The following is a 23,992-nucleotide window of genomic DNA, read 5'->3' as shown; positions in this document are numbered from 1 at the left end:
AACATTTAATAATAAAATTATAACTTTTCAATTTTTTTTGTTTGCTCAATAAACAAATCTTTCATTTTTTTATCAATATTTTTTTTATTATTATTTAAAAGCACTAAAGGCTGATCACTTATCAAAACATCTAAATTCTTCGCTATTTTAACTAAAGATTTATTAATAGTTTCTTTTATCTCTATGGTATCAATTCCAGATCTCTCTAGTTGTTCTGATAACTTTAAAATTCTATCTAACTCAGCAGAGCTCTGATGTATTGTTGTAATCTTTCCTTCCAGCGTATAATTATCATGATAATAATCAACACCTATATCAATTAATGATGTCATTAGTTTTGTAACTACAACACTACCAAAGAAGACCTTTAGTGTTAGACTACCATTTTCAATGTATTCTAATTTTAGCGGACAATCAATTTCAGAAGTATTATTAAGGTGTAATACTTCTTTATATATATCTGAAAAAGATTGAAGCTTTTTTGCAAATGAATCTAAAGTTTCTACGTTTGATAAATATAAACTTAAACTTCTATCCTTTTCTAACGGATTAATATCTTCTTTTAAACCAAGTAAGTCAGGTGAGATATTTTTTAATTGATTTATCATTTCTTTCAGTTCAGAAGCTATTATCGCAGTATTAAGAAAATTCCCTTCCGTATTTTCTGTTAGAAAAACATCATATGAAACTTGAAAACTCTTTAATTTATCTAAAACCCCAGAAAATAAATTCTCCTTAGTTTTAATTTTATTTGAAACCTTCTCCACTTCTCTCTCTAGAAAAAATATTTCTTTATAGAAGGCCAAAGAACCTAAATTTATGATTTCTTTTGTTGTGTTTGCTATCTTATTTTTAATTTCATTTCTTTTCGACTGAACATTATGCGATTCTGAAAAGATTGAGAAAGGGTTAGATTTTAATTCTATTAATAAGAAATTAAATTTATTGATAACTTCATAAAATACAACCAAGTCATCTTTCAAAAATAATGACTTAATATCTGAATAAAGTTCGTAGCGATCTAGATTATTCATTAAAATCCTTTTTCAATCTGTTTGTGACCCAACAGTAAAAATTAATCATTTAGATTTTAGCTTCTCGAAGACTTACCTACAAAAATTTAAAACCTATAAAATTTATCCGTAAGCTCTATGCAAAACTCTAGTAAAAAATATTTTATCACTAGATCAATTAGATAAGCAAAGTGTTCTAATTAACTTCTATCATATTCTACTGTAAGAACTTCCACAGCCAAACTCGCTAGATTATCCTTAGACATCATGCTGACAAGCATTTCTTCCCTTTTCTGAGCTAGCTTTGACATATCTCGGCTCGAATCAGGGATGCACTCTTCTATTTCATGGCGATTACAGAAGATATGAGACTCATCCTTGTGTCGGCTGGCTGCTACATAGGTATTAGCTCTATCCATACCCTTGGTGTAATACACAAATGTATTGCCATCAATAGTCGTGCCCTGCGAACTATACACAGTAAGCGCATAAGCTAGACATAAATGAGTACCCTTTTCATCAGCATAGTCAGAAGCCAAAAAGTTAACCTTGCGGCCATCATCTACCTTGATAGAAAACTCAGTATCTTTGTTCTTTAAGCTTCGAATACTTTCTATCGTGCCTAGAGTGCCGTTTGAGACACCTAACGACTTATAGTCATTTCGACAAAACTTGACCCTATCGCCCTTTGAGAATTCAGTATTAAAACGTTTATCGGCAACACTACAGGCTAAAGAGATGTTTTCCCGCCCTACTCGCCCTTCAGATATATGAATGTCTCGAATAGCATTACTGAGCTCTTTTACATCGTCCCACCTATGGGCAATGACTAAAGACTCTTTGTATGGATGACTTTTTTGATAGTCATGCCATTGCTTCACTAAATTAGCTTTAGTTGCCTCCTTATCATTTGAGTAATGAAGGCAGTCCTTTTGTTCAAGCACCTTTAAAGCACTTTCAGCTTTACCATCCCGAAAATCTGCAACTACTTCCCTCGCCCAACTAGACCTTTGCCTACGTATATTTTCAATACGTTGGGTGCCTATGACTTCAGGGCTGGATAGATACCTAAGAGAGCCACCGCGATTAATCGCGTCTAGCTGCTTGTCTTCACCACTCAGTATCAACTTACATTTAGCTTGATCAGCACAATACATAATTTGTTGAAGGTAGTTACAGGGTAGTTGACCCGCTTCATCCACCACTAAGACGTCAGATGATGTAAGAGGGTTGCCCCCTTTTTCAATCTTACTAATTAATGAGGCTATAGTGACCGAGGGTATCCCCGTTTCTTGTTCTAGATTGTCAGCTGCTTTCTTAGCAATACTAGCACCTAGCACATTGAGGTTTTGAGCGTCGTAAGCATGTTTTGCCGCTAACATTAAGGTTGTCTTCCCTGCGCCTGCACTGCCTTGAAGGATAGATATATCAGGGCCATTCAGGGCCATATGAGCTGCTTCTAATTGTTCATCATCAAATCTAAAACCAAGTTCGTTTTCAGCTTTAAAAATTGCCGAATCAATCTGATTCTCATCTAGTCTTTTTGAACTCTGCTTTGACATTGATTTTGCTATTTTCAGCATGGACTCTTCAGTTTTTAACACCTTTTCTGTTGTATATAGTGGGCTGTAAGCACTTTCGGCTTGAAGCTCAACAACACTATTAGTTGTTAAAGACTGCCTTGTTAGCTGTTCACAATCATTAGCATTGAGCCCACACGTTACCGAATCAACGGCCACTTTATAAAAGACATCTTGAGGTTTAAATATCGCTTTTTGATCTGTGATAGATTCAATAATAGGGGCTGTCTCTAGGTATCTTTTCCTATTAACAGGGTCTTTGGATTGAATACTGCTAATAAGTTCTTGATCACAACCAAGACTGGTCAACTCTGTTTGCCAACCTTCAAGTAGTTCTTTATGGTTAATCGGTTTTTTATGAGCTCTGGTTGAAAGTTTCACTGCTTGACCAGACTTACTTGCACTGGTTGTTAAGCCCTTTTTCTCTAACTCTTCTTCAATCGCTTGGGTTCGCTTCGAGTAATAGCGGCACAGGCCCTTATCAACACCAACTACATGAAAAGATTCATTATCAGCTTCTATTTGAAACCCTAAGCTTTTCATCTGGCTTGCAAGTTCAGCTCGATACATAGCACCCGCAGCTTTATGCCACTGATACAGTTTACGTGACTCAATACTTCCCCAAGATCCATCCAACCTCGGAGCAAGATTACAAACTAGCGCATGGGTATGTAACTGAAAGTCTTGGTCTCTTGAGGTGCAATGATCAAACGTTGCTACAACAAGACCTGCGCTTCGCTCTAATGTTTCACCCGCTTTTCCTCGCCTAGTGAGTGCCGCATTTCTTTCTATAAAATCTATTCCTCTTCTAACGGCCTGTTTATGAGCCTCTTGTATCTCAGCTCTTAGACTGTCATCAGCTCTAGCCCAAAGTAAGCTAACGCTCTTTGGCGCACTATAAGTTAGATCCCATGCTTTTCGTCTTTTCTCATCAAATGCATTTTGAACAAGGTGCGCGCCATCAGGCGCGCCCCCCATCATTAAGTTTTGATATGTCTTTGAGTCTACAATATCGTTGTGAATATTTAAGTGCCTAGCTCCTAAGCCGTACCAAGTGCTAGGTGGCTCCCCCGAGCCCAAGTAATAGTCCTCCTCAGCTAGATTACTGTAATAATCAAGATTATTTACAGGACAAATAGTTAGCATATTAGCCCCTTCTTAATAATCGGTTTTTAGGCTGAGGAGTCTCCTCTATTACCGTTTTTTCACTTAACCATTTTGCAGGCACGTGCTCAGCTGCTTTTGCTTTTTGGGTGAAATGCGGCCAGCAGACCTTATAGACGGAGTTCCAGCTGGGCACAGTTAGATAACCATGCACTCCTTTATTATTTGCTTGCTCTAAATGTATAAGATCCTCTTCGCTGACTAACGGCTCCTTGCTGCTTGCCCAAGGCACGCTTTTATCTAAACTGACTGGGCGCAGTACTTCTCTCTCACCAAACATACGCGAAGTATTTTTCGCTTCATCACCCGCTGAACCGACCCGCATAGATATAACAGTTGAAAGCAAATTTAATATGGTATCTGCATTATATTTGCCGTAATTTTCATAAACCTGACTATTAGATTGAAAACCAACACAGCTTCTAGCCCCTCTAGACCTCGCTAGTTCTAACCATTTTTGAATGCTTGGGTTTGCTGGTAAATTCGCCATTTCATCAATAAACAACCAAGTTTTACGATTCGCTTGATTATCATTAGACAAATAAAACTGTGTCATTAATGAAATAATGGCATTACAAAGAGGAGCTCCAATTTCCTCATACCTCGGGTCAGATTGAATAATTAATACAGGCTTTATTGCTTTAGAGTTTTGCGAAGTCTCTACCCATTCTTTAATAGAAAATGAGTTAGAGCTTTGTTTGCCCCAAGCTTTTGCCAAAGTATTTAGCCATCTCAGGTTAGATATCAAATTGACATAAAACCCTTGGGTTGTTTTGCTATTTTCAACAACAAAGCTTTGCGCAATCGGGTAGTACTTTTCTAAAATAGCTAACATCTCACCTTGTGGCGTTTTTAGCATGTTAGCTAAATCTGTCCAACTCCAATTTTCTTTTGTTCTCATTAAGTAAATTAACATTCCTGTAAAAATCAGCCTTGCACCATTGTCCCAAACAGGATCATTTGATTTGCTTTTAGCAATAAGATTATTAGCAACAAGTATGGAGTCTTCTTCCGATAAAATATCTTTTCCTATATTCCAAACAATACCTCTTGAGTCCCATGGTGCAATTAATAAAGACCTTTCACTATAAAACAAAGATGTATATTCTTTTTTCTCATCATAAATAAGAACATGATCACCTCTTTTAATTACTTGATTTAGAATATATTTAATAAATGTCGATTTCCCACTGCCTGTTGTGCCGATCACCAATAAATTATTCAGCTCTCTCATTATAGAAATTGGTATTTTTGGGTGTAAATTTATACCTTTTTCAAAGTACTTATTACTCTTTCTTTCTTTTTTATACATCTTCTTAGAGTGCTTAAATACATCTTTAAATCGATATAATTTTGGACCATTTAAATGCTGAACTCTTTCTATTCCACCTTTCTTTAAAACCATTTTAATGGCTAAAAAAGAAGCTATTAAAAGTGAAAATAAAGCGGGTAAAAGAACATGAAGAGCTAACTTCACTACCCACTCATTATCAACGATAACCCCCCAATACCTCTCCCATGTATAGCCTGATTTTCCAAACAACCACATTTTTAAAAGAGATAGAAAAGCGTTGAAGTGAGCCTCTTTATCCCCCCAATTATTACCTTCTCCCATCAGCCATGTTAATGATGTTGTAAACCAGAAAGTCACAAAGAAAAAAATACAAAAGAGAGTCCAAAAGAAAGCCCAATCTTGGTAAAAACGACTTGGTGAAGACATACTAAGAGCCTCCTTTTAGGTTGTTTTTCAATCTTTGCTCTGCAAGGTATTTTTCTTGTTCATCTAAGTTGGCTACAGCAGATACGATTTCAAAGTTACGTTTTGATAACCTTTCTTCTAACTCAAGTAGCTTAAAAGTGAAGCTAGTGTGATTTTGGTATTCTGCCCAAACAATGCGTATCATTTCCGCTGTTGCTACGTTTTCTTGTTCAGCCTGTTGAAGTAACTTGTTATAATCGTTCAAACAGAATCGAACAGTGACTGCTTTATCTAGTTTATTTTTAGACATAAGAATCCCTTAGACATGAAATCGTTGATTTCACACCCTAATAAATTGAAAAGTAAGATTTTTTTAGATTTTTACAAAGCGCTTCGATGCTCTAGAAGAAACGCTCTTTAAGCCTTATATACCAAGGCTTTAGGCGAGAATCTTCCGAGTATGAGGATGCACACCGAGGTGCGTTAGGGTCTGTCTCACCCAAGTATTTTTTTGATGATTGAATTCTTAATTTTTTACTTATTAGTTTACTCTCAACTTTTTTGTACTCTTCCGTATTTCTAACGCTCATAAAATCATCAGACCAAACTGTGTCAGCTTGCTTTTCATTAACAATCATTCCAGCTAACTCTCTCGCTTTAATGACATTACTCATTGCTCTTCCTCCCCTGCAAATGTGTTCATTTCAATAAACTCATCTAAGTGAGTTTTGCTGTAAAAAACACGACTGCCAATTTTTATGTACTTCAATGGGTAGCGTTTAGTTGAAGCCCAAACACTTAATGTTTGCGGCTGAACATTGAGGTATTCAGCTGCTTGTGCACGATTTAGAAAAGGGGGTTTTGATGTTTTTGGATACGTCATATTTTAGCTCTCTATAACTTGATAACTATTGATTGTGTTGAACGAAAAATAGATTATGACAAATGGCTAAAACAGTCTCACAATTAAAATATGACAAAAGTGACCAACAAAATGGATTTAAAAAATAGCTCAGAAAGCCTAGGAAATCAGATCAGTAACTACTTAAGCAACATCATTGATACAAGAAAGTATGATGCTAGTAATAATCTTATTAGCTCTATAGAAGAGCTAATAGAGTATTGTACTGATACAAGATTTACCGTTTCATCATATGCAAGATATAAACAAGCTCCCTTCTTGATTAGGTTGAAAAATATTATCGTTAGCTCATTAGAGTCTACAATTAGAGCTTATGAAGAGGTGATTGCTTATCCAGAATTTGAGATTAACTCACTTGAAAATAAAGAAGAGAAAGAAAAAATAAATTTATCAGGTATTGGTGATGCTTTATCATTTTTTAGAGAGGAATCCAATTGGAGTTCTGAGTTTTGGGTGTCAGGAGACTCACCATTAGGAAAAGAGAAAATCAACGAGCATACTAATAACATTGAAAAAGTAAGAAAAACTGTTCAACATATTTTTGGAGACATGGGTTCTGAAGAAATAAAAAAAACGGACAGCAACTTAAATATCATATATATAGTATTAACGGATCTACACAAAAAACTATATAATCAAGGTAATAAGATTTGTCCTTATTGTTTTAGGCATAACAAAGGGAATATTGTTTGTCACCTACATCGAGCAGATAAAACAGATAAAGACAAAAAATATTTAGAAGCAAGAAAAGTTTTTGATAACCTTTCCGATGAGGCATTAAAGCAATATAAAGACTTCATTAGTTTTCGAAAATATAACTCTGAAAATGATATAGTCCTGTCTAGTCAATCATATCCAAATTTTGAAATTAATAAAGATAGCTTTCATATTACTATCGATTCAAGTTTTCACAAAGTCATCTTAGATGCTGAAGGACCCGTCTGGAACGACATTTTAAAATCTAAGTTAGATAATAATATAAAAATTTATTTCCCTCCAATTTATAATACAGTCAAAGACCATATTTATTCATCTGAAAGTCTAACTGACTTTATAGACAAGTGTTATATGAAAGGATGCCTAGACAACCAATATGAAAGATCTCGTCATCCTTTTTTCTTTTTTTCAATATTATCTATTGCTTCTGATTTAATACTTTCAAAGCGACAACTTGATTCAAAGTTTATAGAGCGTGATGAGCGTTATTTTGAAAAGAAGAAAACGATGACTTATAAACAAATTGTAGACTCAGAAATAAAAGAAGGCCACATGATCTTAAAAGAGGGAGAATCTAGGAAAGGAAAAGAGAGTAACATAAAAAAAATCATTAAAAGAATGAGTGAATAGCATGCTCAATCTTCAAAAATAACATCAGAATAAATTTAGAATACTTACTAAAGAATGAATCTAAACCAAAGGTCTAATCTCTAGACCTTTGGTTTTCGCTTCTTGATTAGATTAAAGTTTTAATTTTATACCGCAAGCGATTAAACATAATTTTTATGACCATTCCCTTTTGGCTTAATACGATCAAAAAATCAGTATCGTAAGCTTGGGATAACATAACGTAATCATACATTTGGCCAACTTGAATCGACAGTACAAATAATAGTGGTAACAGCGCTAGTGCTGATTTAATTTTTGGCATGAAGTGCCCTCTTTTATACAAAGATATAAAAAAAGAGGTGCATAGAAACAATTCAAAACGCCACATTTTTAGTACGAGCAGTAAGAGAGCAATGCACGTTTAGTGTAAACTTTCATTGCTTATCAAGTAGGCTTTGAATAAAATTGACTTAGTCGACCGCAAAATTGACTAAGCTAGGCACCTCGCATAGGTATTTGGCATTTGGAAACCAAGAAGTCTTGTGACTCTAATCACTTTATTTCTTGGTTTTTCAATTCTTCACAATAACTTTCCTTCTACAATTTTTTCCCATTATATACCCTTACATTGGGTGCTAACTGCAGTAATTTGTCTTTATCTAAGAGATTTTTCTTCAAATTCATGCAAGTCGATTTCTTATCACTAAATAGTGTCTTTTTCTTCGATTGTTTACTTCAGGCTTAATAAACATATTGAAACCAAACTAGGTAAAGACATACCTGAACTCATACTCGTATCAACTAATCGCTTCGTCAGTAAATTTATTTAAAAAAGCTTGGCCTGTAGAAAGCCGTATAAAACGTTCATGTATAACGAGGGAAGGAGGAGGAATAAAATGTAGCACAGGTGTAGCACAGACATAAAAAAACCCCAGAAGTTAGCTTTCACTAACCGCTGAGGCTTTGATATATGGTGGGCCTACCGTGACTCGAACACGGGACCTGCCGATTATGAGTCGGATGCTCTAACCAACTGAGCTATAGGCCCTAAAACGGCCGCCATTATATCTAGCTTATGAGTTTCTGCCAAGCTTTGTTTAGGCTTTTCTCTTTATTTATTTCAGCTTTTTATTAGATAAGCCAAGTCTTGCTTATTTATTGTTCAATCTCAGCTAAAAAAGCCCTATTCAATTGTTTTCATTCAGTTTTCATGAAATCTGCTACTAGCAAGAAAAGCTGGCTTTTTATGAGGCTGAAGGCAGTTGTAGTCTTTCCTCTTTTTGCAGTTTGCGTACTTGCCCTGGGGCGAAGCCTAGATTCTTTTTAAAGGCACGACGAAAAGCAGTTTCACTTTGATAACCTAACTCCAAACTCAGGGCGGCAAGGTTATGTTGGCCTTGTCTGAGTTTTTGGTTGGCTAATCTCATGCGCCAAAGGGTGACATATTCAAGTGGGGTGTAACCTAGCTTGTCACGAAAGGCATTATTAAAGGCGGTGCGGGACATGCCGGCTTGTTGGGCGAGCTTTTCTACTGTCCAAGCTTGTTCGGGCTGATCGTGTATCACTACTATAGCTCTTGCCAGTTTGTCGTCGGATAAAGCCGCTAATAAACCAAAGGGCAGGCGCTTTTGCTGCATCAGTAAACGTAGGAATTGTACCAGCAAGGCTTCGGCCAGACGCTCGCTCACTACTTGGAAGCCGCATGAGAGCCTTGCTAGCTCTTGTTGTAGTACATCAAGAATAGGCTGTATTGCTAGGGCGATATCATCTTCTTGATTAATGCCCACCAGCTTGGATTGAGTATCCAATAAAGGGTTGAGACTAGACAAGCCAAAGTCATACTCACATACCAGAATGGCGGCGTCTTGCTCTTGTTCTAAGGTTTGTAGCTTGAGTTCTGTGCCTGCGGCTAACCAGAGGATGCTGCCTTGGGTAAACTCACCGGCGTTCTCTCCTAGCATAAACTCTTGCTCTAAAAAGCTGAGTTTTCCCTGACAGACACACAGTAAATAGGAGGATTCTGGAGAGAGGTGTACTCTTTTTTGTGAAGCTTGGTGCTTCTCATCTAAGGCTTTGTCAGTATCTTTCTCATGGGGCATGTCTTCATGCTGCTGCAAAAAGGACACGGATTTCACTTGCGGTCGAAAGTGAGTCAATAAAGTGGTTAATCTATCCATTTTGTACTATCTGCTACAAATTTAATTTAAATTGATACAAATAAAATACACAAGATCCCCTATGATTACTACTAAGACATCAAAGATGATCATTTATTAGACAAATCAGTCTTTGGTGCCACACTAGTTGGGCCAGTGAGTCATGAGAATGAAAATAGGTAATCAAGTTAAAATCACCAAATGGAATGGGTGTCTTACTGCTCTTGAACTCAACCTTGAAAAAGTTAGGAGCTTATTATGACAGTTTTAAAACCTCGCCAAGCCATGCCTGCTTTGCAGTTCCATTCCTTGCAAGATAATTGGTCTTTGGCAGAACAAGAACCCGCTCAATTCACCATGTTAGTGGTTTACCGTGGTCTACATTGCCCTATTTGTAAGAGCTATTTGACTGAGCTTAATCGCTTAGCTGAAGATTTTAGTGCCAGAGGCGTTAATATTTTTACAATTAGTAGTGATACCCATGAAAGAGCACAAACTGCTTTTGATGAATGGAAGCTACCAAGACTAAACCTAGGTTATGGATTAAGCGTTGAGCAATCTCAAGCCTTAGGTTTACACAGATCGAAAGGTCGTGGTTTAACTAGCATAGGCATCGAAGAGCCAGAAGAGTTTACAGAACCTGGTATCTTTATTGTTCGCCCTGATAATACCCTTTATTGGAGCAATATCAGCACTATGCCATTTGCGCGCCCGCACTTTAAAGAAATACTAGGTGCGATAGACTTTGCGATTCAAAAAGACTACCCTGCCAGAGGCGAGTTAGTTTAATCAACAGCAATATCTAGATAAGGTGTGAGTATTCACTATTTATATTCACACCTGCATCACACCTAGTTTATTCCTAAGCAGATCATATCTCTATCCCCACTCTAAATTGTCTCTATCAGGATGATCCGCTAGCTCTGCTAACATCCAACGACAAAAAGCATCCACTTTAGGTGTGATAGTGGCATTTGATAGAATCAGATACTGGCCACCTTCTGCTGGCATTATGTGATCGTGCACCTTAACCACCTTACCTTCATCTAACGCCATGCGAAAACAAAAAGACAAACCCAGTAATAAGCCAACACCTGCTTGTGCCATTTCTAATGCGGTAGAGGTGTGGTTACTTTCAAACAAGGGTTCTGGCTGAAAGCCTTCTTCACCTAGCTCACTAAACCAGTTACGCCAACCTAGCTTAAAGCCCAATGTGCTAATAAGAGGGAGGCTTTTTATCTGGTCTAGGTCATTAAATTGGTTTTCACCCTCTGGTAGGTGCGTTTCGATAAAGCTGGGGCTGGCGATCACCATCCAGTCTTCTTTAATAATGCGTTGTACTCGATAACCAGAAAACCCCCCTTCCCCATGGCAAATTTCCACATCGGCATCATTAACACCCTGACCTGTTGGCCAAGCCGAGCTTAGCAGTCTCACTCGATACTCTGGATGCTTAGCAAAAAACTTGGGTAATCTTGGCATTAACCAACATTGGGCAAAAGTGGTACCGCAAGCCACTTTAATAGTGGGACGATAGTCGGACACAAACAGCTCGTTGGTGGTTGCCTGCATATTGGTAAAAGCTTGGGTTAAAACAGGTAAATAAGCTTTGGCGCTGTCAGTTAGTTCTAGCCCTTTTGCTCTGCGATAAAAAAGCTGGGTATCAAGGTATTGTTCTAGCAATTTAATTTGCTGACTCACTGCCCCTTGGGTGACATGTAGCTCGGCTGCGGCCTTGGCTAGGTTCTGTAATCGCGCTGCGGCTTCAAATGCGCGAAGGGCATTTAATGGCGGTAAACTTTGAGCTTGAGGCATGAGGTTACTTCCTTTTCTTATCCTGTCTCGATTTTAGCAATTCTATAGCATAGATGAGATAAAATTCTCTTGTGGCAATAAAAACGTCATCAAAATGCAATATTTATGGTGTCGGATCAATTTTTAACATAATTAAAAACTGAAGCCTTTAGAATTTCTATACTAGCACTTTGGAAATTCTCAATGTTTTTATCCCTGTTAGTTTGTCATCATAATCATACAAATCACAGGCATGCTTAACTTGTGGTAAGGCAAATATAATGAGGTAGTGAAACATGAGTATTGCAATGGCAAATGGCCATAAGCTCTCAATAGCGCACGATAGCACTCAGTTAAATATTGAATGGAATGATGGTCATAACAGCGAGTTTCTCGCCGTCTGGTTAAGAGACCATTGCCAAATGCCCGAGAGTCGCGATGCCCACAGTGGCCAGCGCCTTATGAATGTGACTGACTTTCCTTTAGATGTGAGTATAGAGTCAATCACGCCATTGGATAATCAGCATGTTGAGATTATCTTCTCGCCACTACATCGCAGTGTCTTTAGCTTGGACTGGCTTGAGCAAAATGCGTATGACAAACACCTCGCTAATGATATTTACTCAGAACAAAATAAGGTGTTATGGGACTCAAGCTTTAGCACAGATAAGTCTGTGTTCGACTATGACGACTACCTTAACAACCAAGATACTAGCCGTGCTTTATTCGATCACTTTGCCCTTTATGGTTTTGCCATTTTAGAGAATGTCCCTTGTAAAGAAGGCCAAATTCTTGATGTGATCGACACCTTTGGTTATGTCAGAGACACTAACTACGGCAAGTTGTTTGAAGTGAAAACGCAAGTTGAACCAAACAACCTCGCCTTTACGAATTTAGGCTTAGGCCTACATGCGGATAATCCTTATCGCGACCCTGTACCAACAGTGCAATTACTGCATTGCTTAGAAAACACGGTAGAAGGTGGCGAGTCGATTCTTGGGGATGGCTTTAAAGCGGCCAGTATTCTAAGAGAAGAAAGCCAAGCTGATTTTGACCTTTTAAGCCAAACTTGGATCAATTTTCGCTTTCAAGATAAAGACACTGACCTTCAGTCCCGGGTGCCTTTGATTGAAGTGAATGATAATGATCAGGTGGTCAAAGTACGCTTTAACAACCGCTCTATTGCCCCGATCAATATCGATAAACATAAAATGAAAGCCTTCTATAAAGCCTATCAGCACTATGCTGAGATACTCAATCGCACCAGCATCATGATTGATTTCAAGCTCACACAAGGCCAACTTGTGATGTTTGATAACACCCGTGTTTTCCACGCTAGAAAGGCTTTTTCGACCTCTGGCAGCCGTTGGTTACAAGGAGCTTATGCGGATGTCGATAGCTTATACAGTTTGCAATCTGTGTTATCTCGTCAGACAGAAACAGACGCTCGAGTCACATCAAACCCATCAGCTAAGAAGACATCAAACTAATCAGATAAGGAGACGTAAAAATGACAAGCGAAAACTCAATTCTAGCCAAGATAGAAGCGCTCTTTAACGACCATGGTGCTGACTGGTACATGGGTGAACCTGTCACCATGGCTGAGCACATGCTGCAATCTGCCTTTTTTGCTATGCAAGCTGGTGCCGACGACGAACTTATCATAGCGGCCCTATTACATGATATTGGCCACTACACCAGCGAATATGCCGAAGATTGCCTGCAAAAAGGCATAGATAACGAACACGAAGACAGTGCAGCGGACTTTCTTGCTGGGCACTTCCCACAAAGAGTACTCGATGCGATTCGTCTACATGTGGCGAGCAAACGCTATTTATGTGCGGTAAAACCTGAGTATTACGAGGTGCTTTCTGAGGCATCGAAAGAGTCGCTAGCGGTACAAGGCGGCCCAATGAATACGGATGAAGTGGCGCAATTTGAAGCCGAACCTTATCATCAAGATGCTGTAAAAGTACGTTACTGGGATGATGCTGGCAAACAGGATTCTCTTACTGTACCAGACCTGAATCATTACATTCCTATGATGCAGAAGCTGTTAATTCAGCCTGCTGCTTAAGTCAGTATAAGGAGCTCTGTCTATGAGTAAGCTTATCCTCATTATGATAGATGGCATCAGCGCCGACCTATTTGTACAAGCAAAAGCCTGGTTACCCAACTTGCATGCTTTGGCGAGCCAAGGCACCTATGTGAAAGCCCTAACACCTGAAGTCTGCGGTACCTCTTTTCCCGGCCGTACCTCTATGATTGCAGGACAAACCGCCGCCGAACATGGAGTGTATGGTAATAAGGTTTGGGATGGTACTGAGTTTCGTTGGGCGATTCCTGAAGATGTATTAACCACCACAGTGGCAGGCTATGCCAAGCAAGCTAACAAGAAGGTAGCAGGCCTAGGTTATGGCATGGTGAATACCCAAGATTGTGACCTTTATCTTGACCCTTGGTGGTCTGATGAGACGACAAATCGCGCGAGAACTGATGACTCCTCATCCATAGAAGAACAGCAAAAAGCACAAGCTAATCAAGCTTTAAAGGATGCATTAAGTAAACGTACTCAAGCGCGATTAGCTGAACTTGATCAAGCCCGAGTTGATGCTAGAGTGATCAACCCTAATGGCGCAAAGTATCAAAACTATAATACGACTGAGACGATGACCTTTGGCATGTTGGCTGATCAGCAATTATTAGACATAGGCGCTGGCCTTGCATGCTCGGATGATGCGCCAGACCTTATCTTATTAGAAATTGCGGCGACCGATTACTTTCTGCATAAGTACGGAGCAGGTGATCCTATGATGGAACATTCGCTTCGCACAGCTGATGCGCAAGTCGGCACCTTATTAGAAAGACTAAGACAAGCAGGCAAGTTAGATGAGTATAACTTTGCCATCATGAGTGACCATGGCCATACGGCGATGACAGAGGCAATTTATTGTGACCAGATTCTGCCTGAAGGCGTACGTTGGTCTAGTGAAGGTGGCATGCTACTTATCGCCCCTAGATCCCAAACGGAAGCGGAACAAGTCACCAAGATATTGCTAGAAGCTGGCTTAGAGACTTGGAACAAGGACTTTATCCCTGAGCATCAGCAAGATGAGCTTTTAGTTTTCACCTCTAAAGAAGGGGCGCTAACAAGCTTTGAAAGGGACTTAAAAGGCACAGGGCAGATTAGCGGAAAATCTAAATATCAATCTAACCACGGCATGCGCCCTGGTTCTCGTGAAGACTATCGTTTTTGTCTTTTTGTTGGGCCTGATGTGCCACAACAAGAGGTGGAATTTGCGACAGCCTCTCAGATAGCACCGACTTTAGCATCGATTCTAAAAGTGGATACCCCTTGGAATGAAGAGGCGCTTTGTTAGCAGTGAAGAGCCAGTTTGTTAACAGTGAAGAACCGCTTTGTTAATTCAGTAATAATCACTTTTAGGAAATTCCTACAAGCGCAGTAGAGCGTTACTCAAAAGTGAGTAGCGCTCTTTTTCTTTATTTATAAAGACGCTTCAAAACTCTCCAACACATCCAATGCAAAAGGTATCCACCCCTCTGCGCTAAAGGCGATAGGCCTCACACTGAACACATTATCCATGGCTTCTTTAGCTGTCATACCTTCAAATTGAATCAGATAAGCTGCCATGACCAAGCCTGTTCTATCCTTGCCTGAACGACAATGAATTATCACTGGGCCTGCCGCTTTTTGTGTCTCAATAAAAGCCATGGCTTTTGGCAAGTTAGCTAAGCAAGTTTCTTTATCACCCAATTGCACAGGCGCATTTGGCGACATGGGGATATTGGCATGGACTATCCCAACTTTATCCATCTCATTACTATCAACCGATTCGGCAAAATTGACACTTAAGATAGCCGCAATGCCATGTTCTTTAAGCTCTGCTAGGCTCCAAGCATCTAAATTAGGGCCCGAGCGCCCTGCTATCTTACCTTCTATTAACCAAAATACATGCTTCATTAACGCTCGCTCCCTTTATCTTTGATTAAGCTATTTAACCCTAATTCTACTTTAAATTAATAACTTACCTTGAATATACCGAGATTTCAAAAACGCGCTTTTGTTATCTTGATACCAGCCTCGCTAAAGCCACTTATCATTCGATAGTTATTTCAAATCAAGATTCTATATTAATTAAGGTGTTCGCTATTTAAGCTATTTTTAAGCGTTACAACTGAGGTTTTATACCTTAGATAGTGCTTATTAAAACATCTGCTGCGTGACTGGTGAGCAGCAGGCGTAACACCAAACTGACCGGATAAACCGGCAGTAAAATAATTAAAAATAGGTGATCATTTTGTTGCAAAAATTAAGTGTTAAAGATCGAGTAAAAAATCTATCTAGGTCCATTGGCTTAGGTGTGAGTACGTTAGGTTTAAGTCTTGGATTAGTTCTTGGTTTGAGTGTTTCTAGCACTGCACAAGCACAAGAAATTTCTCTGACAACAACCGATTGGGCCCCTTTTTACGGTAGCTCTTTGGATCGTGGTGGGTTTGTTTCTGCCATAGTGGCGGAATCCCTAAAGGCATCTGGCTATACAAGTAATATTGTTTTTAGTGATTGGACAGAAGCCTTTGAAAAGGTCAAAGTGGGCGAGAAAGACATGTTAGTTGGCGCTTATTTCTCTGAGGAGAGAGCAAGAGACTTTCATATTTCTATCCCTATTTATTCTTTAATGACAGGCGTCATCAAGAAACAAGAATTCCCCCTTAACTTTGTGAATTCATTCGATGAGTTGAACAAATATAAACTAGGTAAAATTGATGGTTCGGTCGTAGGAAAAAGCTTTGATGCGTACTCCTTTAATAGCCTAACGGGTTACCCTGGTGTAGCAGATGGTTTGAAAGCCCTAGACCAAGGTCAAATTGATTTGTACATAGACAGTGTGGCGGTTGTTAAACAGGTTGCTACCGATTTAGGGATGGACTCATCACAGCTACAGCTAGTACAACCACCTTTAGAAGAAAACGATTTATATGTGCTTATCTCTAAAAATATTCCTAATGCGATCGAATTAAGAGATGCATTTAATGCTGGCTTTATTCAGATTCAAGCCAATGGGACTTATGAAGCTATTTTGAAGGACTTTAACCAAATCTAGGGAAGCAACGAATAAGTTCTAGAATAAGCCAAGGATGGCATTTAATCATTTTAAGACAAATATTCAACCTCACTTCTTCATTCCCTTCCCTCATTCAGCTTCTTCTTGTTATATTGTAAGGCGCAATTTCAAGCCCCTTTAGCAAGCCGTCGCTAGCCAATTTTTTTACGCTTATACATTCAATCTGATGTTAAAATAAGCAGCACTATTGCTATACAAAAACTCAAAGGTTATTAAATGAAAAAGTCCCGTAAAGCACCTCTTCTTTGCACCACTGTGTTTCCTGGGGCGGGATATTTTATCTTAGAAAAACCTTGGCATGGGGGCATGGCCCTGCTGGTAACCCTGCTTTCATTGGTCATTATCATGAAAGAAGCTATGTTCAAAGCCGATATCATATCTAAAGAAATTTTAGCGGGTGAAATGAGCTTTGATCCTATTTTGATTACCCAAAAGCTCATGTCTGGCCCTTCTCTTTATGGCTCAAACTTTATTGAGTACCTATCCCTTTTCTTATTTTCAACTTGGTTAGTTACTGTTTTAGATTGTTATCGTTTGGGCAAAAAGATGGATAACGAGGCAGGCTAGGTAAGTAACAAGTTAAAAACCACACACCTCAGCCTAAAATACAATCGCTGAGGTGAACTCTCTTCTCTGTATTCCAACAATAAAAAATGAACACATTTATAAAACCGCTTTTTTTGACTATCTTTTATCTTTAGCTGGCTTATAGATTAGTAAGTTCTCATCTTCATATAAGCCGATATAAATTTAATTTTATGGAGCTAAAGGATGAAACTTTTAATTAGTTTAATCGCCACTCTCAGTCTGAGTTTTAGTGGCTTAACTCACGCAAAAGAAATCAGTTTAACGACGACAGATTGGGCACCTTTTTATGGCTCTAAGCTAGATGACGGCGGTTTTATTTCTGTTATTGTCGCTGAATCTCTAAAAGCCGCTGGCTATGATAGCAACTTAGAGTTCACCAGTTGGGGCAATGCATTAGAGTTAGTCAAAACAGGCGAGAAAGATATTCTTGTGGGTGCTTATTTCTCTGAAGAAAGAGAGAAGCTTTACCACTTCTCCCTCCCTATTTATTCGGTATTAACCGGTATTATCAAAAAAGATGGGCTGCCGTTAGATTTTTATAATTCTTTCGAAATGCTTGATGAATACAAGATTGGCAAGATAGATCAATCCGTTGTTGGGAAAAGCTTTGATGCTTACCCATTTAAAAGCTTAACTGGCTATGAAGGGGTGGATGACGGCCTAAAAGCGCTCAACTCAGGCAATATTGACCTTTATGTAGATAGCTTTGCTGTTGTTAAGCAAGTGGCTGCGGATATAGGGATGGACCCAGCTTCACTCAAGATGGTGCAACCACCAATTGAAGAAAATGATCTCTACATTCTTGTCTCTAAAAAAATACCAGATGCAGAAAAACTGAGAGACGCTTTTAATGCAGGTTTTATTCAAATTCAGGTGAATGGCACCTACGATAAAATTTTGGCTAGGTTTAACCAAAGCTAATAAGAGCTAATCAGATAAAACACTAATCCGCCATGGATGGCCTACCATCAAACTACTTCTTACAAAATCACCCTTTCCAACAAGTGAAAAGAGTGATTTGTCTAGGGAACCTGCGATTAACTAAACGTTATTTAGCACGTTTCAATGAACTTCGGCTAAAGTCACTCTCTTTTAGGCCAGTTTTAAACTGATAGTTATTCCACACCAAGCTAGTACTTTTACCCGTTTGATGATTAAACATTTCAGACTCTAACGCACGCCAGTATTGGCCTAGGTAAAGCTCGAAATTGTTATAGGATAAGGTTTTTAATAAAGCATTTTTTCTATCATAAAAATCGATTTTAATAATGCGATATTCATCTTTATCAACCCATACAATACGACGTGTATAACCTGAGTTTTCATCCACAGGGTATTGCTCTACTTTAAAGCTTTCTAAATCACCAACTTTCTCATCAGCAAGATATTGATAACGATACTTGTCGATTTCAAAGGAACTTAAGTCTTCAAACGAAAACTCAGACCCCATAAATGGACCCGATTTATTGCTGGATGAAATTCGCTTTACTCGTTTGATAGAAGGTAAAAACAACCATTGGTCATCTGCACCCACAACATGGGAGTAACTTAAAAAGGCGGTTCCTTTTACATCTTTAGGCTTATTAAAGATGGTCAGACTTTTATCCCCGTCAGTAAGCTGCTCTAGTGACTTCATCTTCACTTCGCGAACACTTTCTTGGCCTTGGTCATTACGTAATACCATCAGCATATCAGCGGTAAAATCGACCCAGCCTTCGTCTCTTTTTTTCGTTTCCATAAATATCTGTCTGCCTTTTTCTGCCAAGGCAGGATCAAGTTCCTCACTTGCTTGTGTCGTCGCAAAGCTTGGGGCACTGAATAGGCTAATAGATAACGCTGCGCCCAATAGGTAACTTGTTTTAAACATTTTATTCTCCAATATTTTCATTAGGCATTCGACAGATCAGCTAAGTCTGTCTGTTGTCTATCTGATTGTGTATTTGCTTGCTGGCTGTTTTTGCGCTTTTCATCCATAAGGATCAGTAAAGGCGGTAACAGTAGGAAGTCGATGAGCAAAGCTACAAGTATGGTGATGGCGGTTAATAACCCCATATCGCCATTTAATTTAAAGCTAGATTGAGCCAACACAGTAAAGCCTGCGACTAACACTAAGGTGGTAATCCACAGGGCGCTGCCGACATTGCCAAAGGCATAGTGCACAGCATCAATAGCATTCGCTTTATGATTACGTCTGGCGTGGAGGTACTTACTTAAGAAATGCACGGTATCATCGACGACTATGCCTAGCGTCATCCCTATCACCATGGACATACTCATACCAATTTGACCATTGATGATGCCCCAAATACCAAACGCCACAGCTGCAGGAAGTAAATTAGGAATCAAGCTAATCAAGCCATAACGCCAGCTCTTAAGTGCAAAACCTAACAAGACAGAGATAAGAACTAACGCAACCAAAGTGCCAACTAGCATGCTGACAATACTTTTCTGGCCTATGTGAGCGAACATAAAGCTTGGGCTGGCAACATCTAATTCATATTGGTTGGCATTGACTGCAAACCAGTTTTCGACTCTTTCCCCTAGCTCTACCAACTCACCACTGGTTAGGTTTTTGAAGGTTACAATCAACTTGGTAGATGATTTATCCACATTCAGTTGGGTATTTAGATCTAGGCCATAAGGCAAAGACATTTCATACAAGAGCAAATATTGCGCCGACATTTCAGGTGATTCGGGTAAGCGATACCAGCTTTCATCATCTCCATGCATATTCATGTTTAAGCGCTTGAGCACATCAGTCAAAGTGTTTACATGGTCCGTTTCTGGCTGTGTTCTTAACCAATCACTAAAGTCTGATACTTGCTTTAAATAAGCCGGGTTATTAACGCCATTTGCCTCGCCAGATTTCACCGATAACTCCATGACAGTCATACCCGATAGGTTATCTTGCATAAAGTCAGTGGCTTCTCTAAAAGGCACACTCGTATCAAAATATTTAACAAAGTCATCATTGATAACGTTTTTCGGAATAAAAACCGTTAGTACCACAACCACCACACTCACTAGTGGTAATAGAAGACGACGTTTAGCAATAACAAAGTCCGCAAACTTGCTCATCTTGTCTTGCTTCGCCTGAGCGTTCACCTTGACGCGAATCGGCAACACCAATAACAAAGCAGGAAAAATAGTCACAGAGAAAACAAAGGCCAGCATGCCACCCATAGCAACGATATTACCTAGGTCACGATAAGGTGGAATCTCAGAAAAGTTCATGCTTAAAAAGCCAATTGCCGTGGTAATACTGGTGAGGAATATCGGCTGTAGATTCACTTTCAAGCTAGTCAAAATAGCTGAACGTTTATCTGCGCCATTACGCATCTCATAAAACATAGACGCGAGTATGTGAATACAGTCTGCGACGGCTAAGGTCAGTATGATGGTGGGTGCTGAGGCAGATGCACCAGACAAGAAAAAGCCCATCCAACCGGCTAGCCCCATGGCAGTCACAATACTCATAAAGATAATCAGTACTGTGGCTATGGTGCCTGAAATAGTGCGTAGCAAAACCCCAATAATCACAATTACGGTTAAGAACATTAGAGGGATTAAGGTGGCACTGTCTTCCATAGAGGCTTCGGCAAATGCATTATTCAGCATCACCATGCCAGACAAATAAACTTGTGCTCCTGGGTTAGTCGCTAAAAAACCATCTCTTAATTGACGTACATGAGAAGCCACTTCTGGAATCTCTGCAGTCGGATCAAGCCCTGGTAATTTGATCGATACATCAACCACAGATACATGCCCAGAGTTAGAGACTATCTTATTCACCAGTTGAGGCTCAGCAAGTGCGATCTCTCTGATATTTTCTAGCTGTAAAGGCGTCAAAGACTCAGGGTTATTTACTAGATTCGACACTATCATGTCGTCTTCTTCGGCATAGGTATGCTGGAAGTTAGTCAATGAATTAACTCTGGTTGAATAAGGTATTTGCCAGCTGGCTTTCGTCAGCATTGTGAGCCCTTTAAGATGCTCTGGGGTAAATACCGTGTCTCCTTTTGGCACGATAATAAAAGTCACATTGTCACTTTTATTATAGATTTTCTGCATGGACTCATAAGCCACTAGCTGAGGGTTTTCATCATCAAAAAAGATTCGATAATCACTTTTGAAAACTAACTTTTGCGCCCCAGAAGCGGCAGCAAAAGCAAACACTAAAAATGCCAGAATCACCCAAACAGGGTGCCTGACAACAAAATTAAAAAACTTATCTCTCATGTGCCCTCCATGAACTAGGTCATGGTTAAAAATGGTTTTCATGCAAGGATCCCAAATCCCCTGAGAGTGAAATAGCAGAGGATTTGGGATCAGGTTGCGTCATGAAGGCTAAGATAACGAATTCATTTTCAATACAGAACTAGCTATAATTGCAACTCGTCGTTCCGTTTTTGCACCAGCGTTACGCGATCAATTAAAGCTAGGTTTAGGGTGAGTAATGAAAGTATTTGAGTGGGATGACTTAAGAGTTTTTTTAGCGATTTATCGGGGGCGATCTGTTCGCGCAGCATCAAAGCTAATGGGAGTAAGCCACTCAACGATTTCTAGACGCTTACAAGCAATGGAATCCCAGTTGGATTTAAAGCTATTTGTTCGTCATAACGAAGGCTTTATTCTGACCGAAATGGGTGAAGCCATGGTGGAAAGAGCAGAAAGGGTCGAAAGTGAAATTTTAAGTATGGAGCGAGAAGTCTTTGGCCGTGATGCACTTTTATCTGGTCCAATTCGTATCACCATGCTGCCCCATATTGCTCAGCATTTGATTATCCCTCATATTGTTAAATTCACAGCTCTTTACCCTGATATTCATATTGAGATTGACGCCAACAATAATATTGTTGACCTAGACAGACGTAACGCTGATATTGCTATTCGCTTTCAAGCAGAACCAGAGGAGCACTTAATCGGCCGTAAACTGCCTGATTTTGGGCTCGCCGTATATGCCAGTTTGAATTATGAAGCAGAGCAAAGCTTTACCGGAAAAAATCCCAGCGCCCGCTGGTTATCTTGGGAAAAGGCCAATCAACATGGTTTATTATCCCGTTGGATCAAAACAACGCCTTATGCTTACTGCCAAGTTCAACACAGCATTGCTGACCCTTTAGCGTTACAGCAAGCAGTTAAAGCTGGGCTTGGATTTGCTTATTTGTTTAGCTTCACTGCCGATCAGGACCCTCAACTAAAGCGCCTACCCGATATTGATATGCAGTTTATTCCTGCTTGGATCCTTACTCACCCAGATTCAGTTGCTACAGAAAGAGTAAAAGTCTTCGCCCGTTTTCTTTGGGATGCATTAAACGAAGATAAAGACTTAATCCAAGGCACAATTAATTAAAATATGGCTGATTAAAGTCTAAGCAAAAGCTTATTTTATTCACTCTAAAAAATGCTTTTTTATTAAACGCCCGTTCAATTTTTAATCAATTACGACCCGCATAAAGCCAGCGAAGCCATTCGCTGGCTTTTTATTGTATTCCTCAAAAACTTTTAGGTTAGGCTGCGAAACACTTAAAACGCACCTTTTAAAACGCCGCGTATTAACACTGCTTTTTAAACATAAAAAAATAAAAATGAGGTTTATTCATGAAAGCTTTAATCAATACTGCTTTTGCTTTATCCGTAAGTTTTGCCAGTCTCGCTCAGGCTCAAGAAGTCTCTATGACAACCACGAATTGGGCTCCATTTTATGGCAATGAATTAGAGCAAGGTGGCTTTATTTCCACCATAGTCTCTGAATCATTTAAAGCATCAGGTTATCAAAGCCAGCTTGAATTCACCCAATGGAAAGAAGCAATGAGACTGGTTAAAAGTGGAGAAAAAGATGTGCTTGTTGGCGCCTACTATTCTGAAGATAGAGCACAAGATTATCACGTCTCAATTCCTATCTATTCAGTATTAACCGGTGTGATCAAACAAGAAGGTCTAGACCTGGATTTCTACTCTTCTTTTGAAATGCTCAACCAATACAAGATTGGCAAGATGGAAGGCTCGGTCATCAGCCAAAGTTTTGATGCTTTCCCTTTTGAGAGTATTCAGGGTTATAACGGCGCAGAAGAAGGTTTAAGAGCCTTGGCTAAAGGCGATATTAATCTATATGCCGATAACTTATCTGTGGTGAAAAGTATTGCCGGAAAAATTGGCATTGATCCAAGCCAATTAAGCATGGTGCAGCCTCCAATTGAAAAGAATGATCTTTATGTAATGATTTCTAAAAATATAAAGGATGCTGAAAAAATTCGTGATGACTTTAACGCAGGTTTTATTATGATTCAGGCGAATGGTACCTATGAAAAAATCTTAAAACAGTTTGAACAACTATAATTTTTATAAATAAAAAACCCTGTTTGCTAAGTGAAAAATGGATAAAAAATCCCTTTGGCCAAGGACGGCATTTTTTAATAGTAATTTGAAGCTATATTCACAATTAGATTAATAAGATAAATATCAATTAATTTAGATACTTTTTACAATTAGACTCATTCTTTAGACCTTATTTTAATAAAAATTGATCCTTTATATAATAATTTGATGTCATTTTTCTTTCTTGGGATATGAAAAATGCTCAATATAAGGCACTATATTAGGCTT

21 protein-coding genes and 1 tRNA gene are annotated in these 23,992 nt (G+C 39.0%); 10 read left to right on the top strand and 12 right to left on the bottom strand.

Annotated features, from left to right (window positions below):
* Window positions 1-17: 17 nt before the first annotated feature.
* From TW85_RS16405 to TW85_RS16380, 6 genes are all read right to left on the bottom strand, one after another.
* On the bottom strand, window positions 18-1,034 hold the full coding sequence (locus tag TW85_RS16405) for a hypothetical protein (protein ID WP_046018214.1): 1,017 nt from the start codon (window positions 1,032-1,034) through the stop codon (window positions 18-20).
* A gap of 179 nt (window positions 1,035-1,213) precedes the next feature.
* Entirely contained in the window at window positions 1,214-3,739 is a 2,526-nt protein-coding gene (mobF, locus tag TW85_RS16400) for a MobF family relaxase (RefSeq protein ID WP_046018213.1), read from the bottom strand.
* Between the two features lies 1 nt (window position 3,740).
* Window positions 3,741-5,477: a type IV secretion system DNA-binding domain-containing protein gene (locus TW85_RS16395; protein WP_052702256.1), complete on the bottom strand. Its 1,737-nt coding sequence runs from the start codon at window positions 5,475-5,477 to the stop codon at window positions 3,741-3,743.
* A gap of 1 nt (window position 5,478) precedes the next feature.
* Window positions 5,479-5,766, bottom strand: coding sequence for a hypothetical protein (locus TW85_RS16390; protein WP_046018212.1), 288 nt, complete (start codon window positions 5,764-5,766; stop codon window positions 5,479-5,481).
* A 91-nt stretch (window positions 5,767-5,857) separates the two neighbouring features.
* On the bottom strand, window positions 5,858-6,130 hold the full coding sequence (locus TW85_RS16385; RefSeq protein WP_046018211.1) for a hypothetical protein: 273 nt from the start codon (window positions 6,128-6,130) through the stop codon (window positions 5,858-5,860).
* Window positions 6,127-6,339 carry a helix-turn-helix domain-containing protein gene (locus TW85_RS16380; protein WP_046018210.1) on the bottom strand — a complete coding sequence of 71 codons (213 nt, stop codon included), beginning with the start codon at window positions 6,337-6,339 and terminating at the stop codon, window positions 6,127-6,129. Before TW85_RS16380 ends, TW85_RS16385 begins: the two co-directional genes overlap by 4 nt.
* A 111-nt stretch (window positions 6,340-6,450) precedes the next feature.
* Here TW85_RS16380 and TW85_RS16375 point away from each other — a divergent pair, with 111 nt between their 5' ends.
* Window positions 6,451-7,725, top strand: a complete 1,275-nt coding sequence (locus tag TW85_RS16375) for a hypothetical protein (protein ID WP_046018209.1) — start codon at window positions 6,451-6,453, stop codon at window positions 7,723-7,725.
* A gap of 950 nt (window positions 7,726-8,675) precedes the next feature.
* On the opposite strand, the gene TW85_RS16365 is transcribed toward TW85_RS16375, so the two are convergent.
* Together TW85_RS16365 and TW85_RS25600 are read right to left on the bottom strand one after the other, a co-directional pair.
* Window positions 8,676-8,752 (bottom strand) — tRNA-Ile (locus tag TW85_RS16365).
* A 196-nt stretch (window positions 8,753-8,948) separates the two neighbouring features.
* Entirely contained in the window at window positions 8,949-9,881 is a 933-nt protein-coding gene (locus TW85_RS25600) for an AraC family transcriptional regulator (protein WP_084616375.1), read from the bottom strand.
* A 237-nt stretch (window positions 9,882-10,118) separates the two neighbouring features.
* Between TW85_RS25600 and TW85_RS16355 the strand changes: the two genes are divergently transcribed.
* Window positions 10,119-10,649, top strand: coding sequence for a peroxiredoxin-like family protein (locus TW85_RS16355; RefSeq protein ID WP_046018207.1), 531 nt, complete (start codon window positions 10,119-10,121; stop codon window positions 10,647-10,649).
* A 90-nt stretch (window positions 10,650-10,739) separates the two neighbouring features.
* Here TW85_RS16355 and TW85_RS16350 read toward each other — a convergent pair whose 3' ends face one another.
* Complete coding sequence (locus TW85_RS16350; protein ID WP_046018206.1) at window positions 10,740-11,675, bottom strand: LysR substrate-binding domain-containing protein; 936 nt, start codon at window positions 11,673-11,675, stop codon at window positions 10,740-10,742.
* Window positions 11,676-11,950: 275 nt separating this feature from the next.
* Between TW85_RS16350 and TW85_RS16345 the strand changes: the two genes are divergently transcribed.
* Genes TW85_RS16345 through TW85_RS16335 form a run of 3 tightly spaced genes read left to right on the top strand, consistent with a single transcriptional unit; the run spans window position 11,951 to window position 15,034 of the window.
* Window positions 11,951-13,144: a TauD/TfdA family dioxygenase gene (locus tag TW85_RS16345; protein ID WP_046018205.1), complete on the top strand. Its 1,194-nt coding sequence runs from the start codon at window positions 11,951-11,953 to the stop codon at window positions 13,142-13,144.
* 20 nt (window positions 13,145-13,164) lie between these two features.
* Window positions 13,165-13,731 (top strand): phosphonate degradation HD-domain oxygenase, encoded by a 567-nt coding sequence (locus TW85_RS16340; protein WP_046018204.1) that lies wholly within the window; start codon window positions 13,165-13,167, stop codon window positions 13,729-13,731.
* Between the two features lie 22 nt (window positions 13,732-13,753).
* A complete protein-coding gene (locus TW85_RS16335; RefSeq protein ID WP_046018203.1) occupies window positions 13,754-15,034 on the top strand; it encodes an alkaline phosphatase family protein in 1,281 nt (426 codons plus the stop codon).
* Window positions 15,035-15,159: 125 nt separating this feature from the next.
* Here TW85_RS16335 and TW85_RS16330 read toward each other — a convergent pair whose 3' ends face one another.
* Entirely contained in the window at window positions 15,160-15,636 is a 477-nt protein-coding gene (locus TW85_RS16330; RefSeq protein ID WP_046018202.1) for a dual specificity protein phosphatase family protein, read from the bottom strand.
* Window positions 15,637-15,964: 328 nt separating this feature from the next.
* Between TW85_RS16330 and TW85_RS16325 the strand changes: the two genes are divergently transcribed.
* The 3 genes from TW85_RS16325 (at window position 15,965) to TW85_RS16315 (ending at window position 18,307) form a co-directional block, all read left to right on the top strand.
* On the top strand, window positions 15,965-16,777 hold the full coding sequence (locus TW85_RS16325) for a transporter substrate-binding domain-containing protein (RefSeq protein WP_084616373.1): 813 nt from the start codon (window positions 15,965-15,967) through the stop codon (window positions 16,775-16,777).
* Window positions 16,778-17,014: 237 nt separating this feature from the next.
* Window positions 17,015-17,365, top strand: coding sequence for a hypothetical protein (locus tag TW85_RS16320; protein ID WP_046018201.1), 351 nt, complete (start codon window positions 17,015-17,017; stop codon window positions 17,363-17,365).
* 204 nt (window positions 17,366-17,569) lie between these two features.
* Window positions 17,570-18,307, top strand: coding sequence for a transporter substrate-binding domain-containing protein (locus TW85_RS16315; protein WP_046018200.1), 738 nt, complete (start codon window positions 17,570-17,572; stop codon window positions 18,305-18,307).
* A gap of 127 nt (window positions 18,308-18,434) precedes the next feature.
* On the opposite strand, the gene TW85_RS16310 is transcribed toward TW85_RS16315, so the two are convergent.
* Together TW85_RS16310 and TW85_RS16305 are read right to left on the bottom strand one after the other, a co-directional pair.
* Window positions 18,435-19,253 (bottom strand): outer membrane lipoprotein-sorting protein, encoded by an 819-nt coding sequence (locus TW85_RS16310; RefSeq protein ID WP_157196966.1) that lies wholly within the window; start codon window positions 19,251-19,253, stop codon window positions 18,435-18,437.
* Between the two features lie 20 nt (window positions 19,254-19,273).
* Window positions 19,274-21,625: an MMPL family transporter gene (locus tag TW85_RS16305; protein WP_046018259.1), complete on the bottom strand. Its 2,352-nt coding sequence runs from the start codon at window positions 21,623-21,625 to the stop codon at window positions 19,274-19,276.
* 217 nt (window positions 21,626-21,842) lie between these two features.
* On the opposite strand from TW85_RS16305, the gene TW85_RS16300 reads away from it, so the two are divergent.
* Together TW85_RS16300 and TW85_RS16295 are read left to right on the top strand one after the other, a co-directional pair.
* Window positions 21,843-22,739, top strand: a complete 897-nt coding sequence (locus tag TW85_RS16300; RefSeq protein WP_046018198.1) for a LysR family transcriptional regulator — start codon at window positions 21,843-21,845, stop codon at window positions 22,737-22,739.
* 248 nt (window positions 22,740-22,987) lie between these two features.
* On the top strand, window positions 22,988-23,725 hold the full coding sequence (locus TW85_RS16295; RefSeq protein ID WP_046018197.1) for a transporter substrate-binding domain-containing protein: 738 nt from the start codon (window positions 22,988-22,990) through the stop codon (window positions 23,723-23,725).
* Window positions 23,726-23,992: the final 267 nt, after the last annotated feature.

This window comes from Marinomonas sp. S3726 (assembly GCF_000967665.1).
GTDB lineage: Bacteria > Pseudomonadota > Gammaproteobacteria > Pseudomonadales > Marinomonadaceae > Marinomonas.
This window is presented reverse-complemented; position numbering and strand designations above follow the sequence as displayed.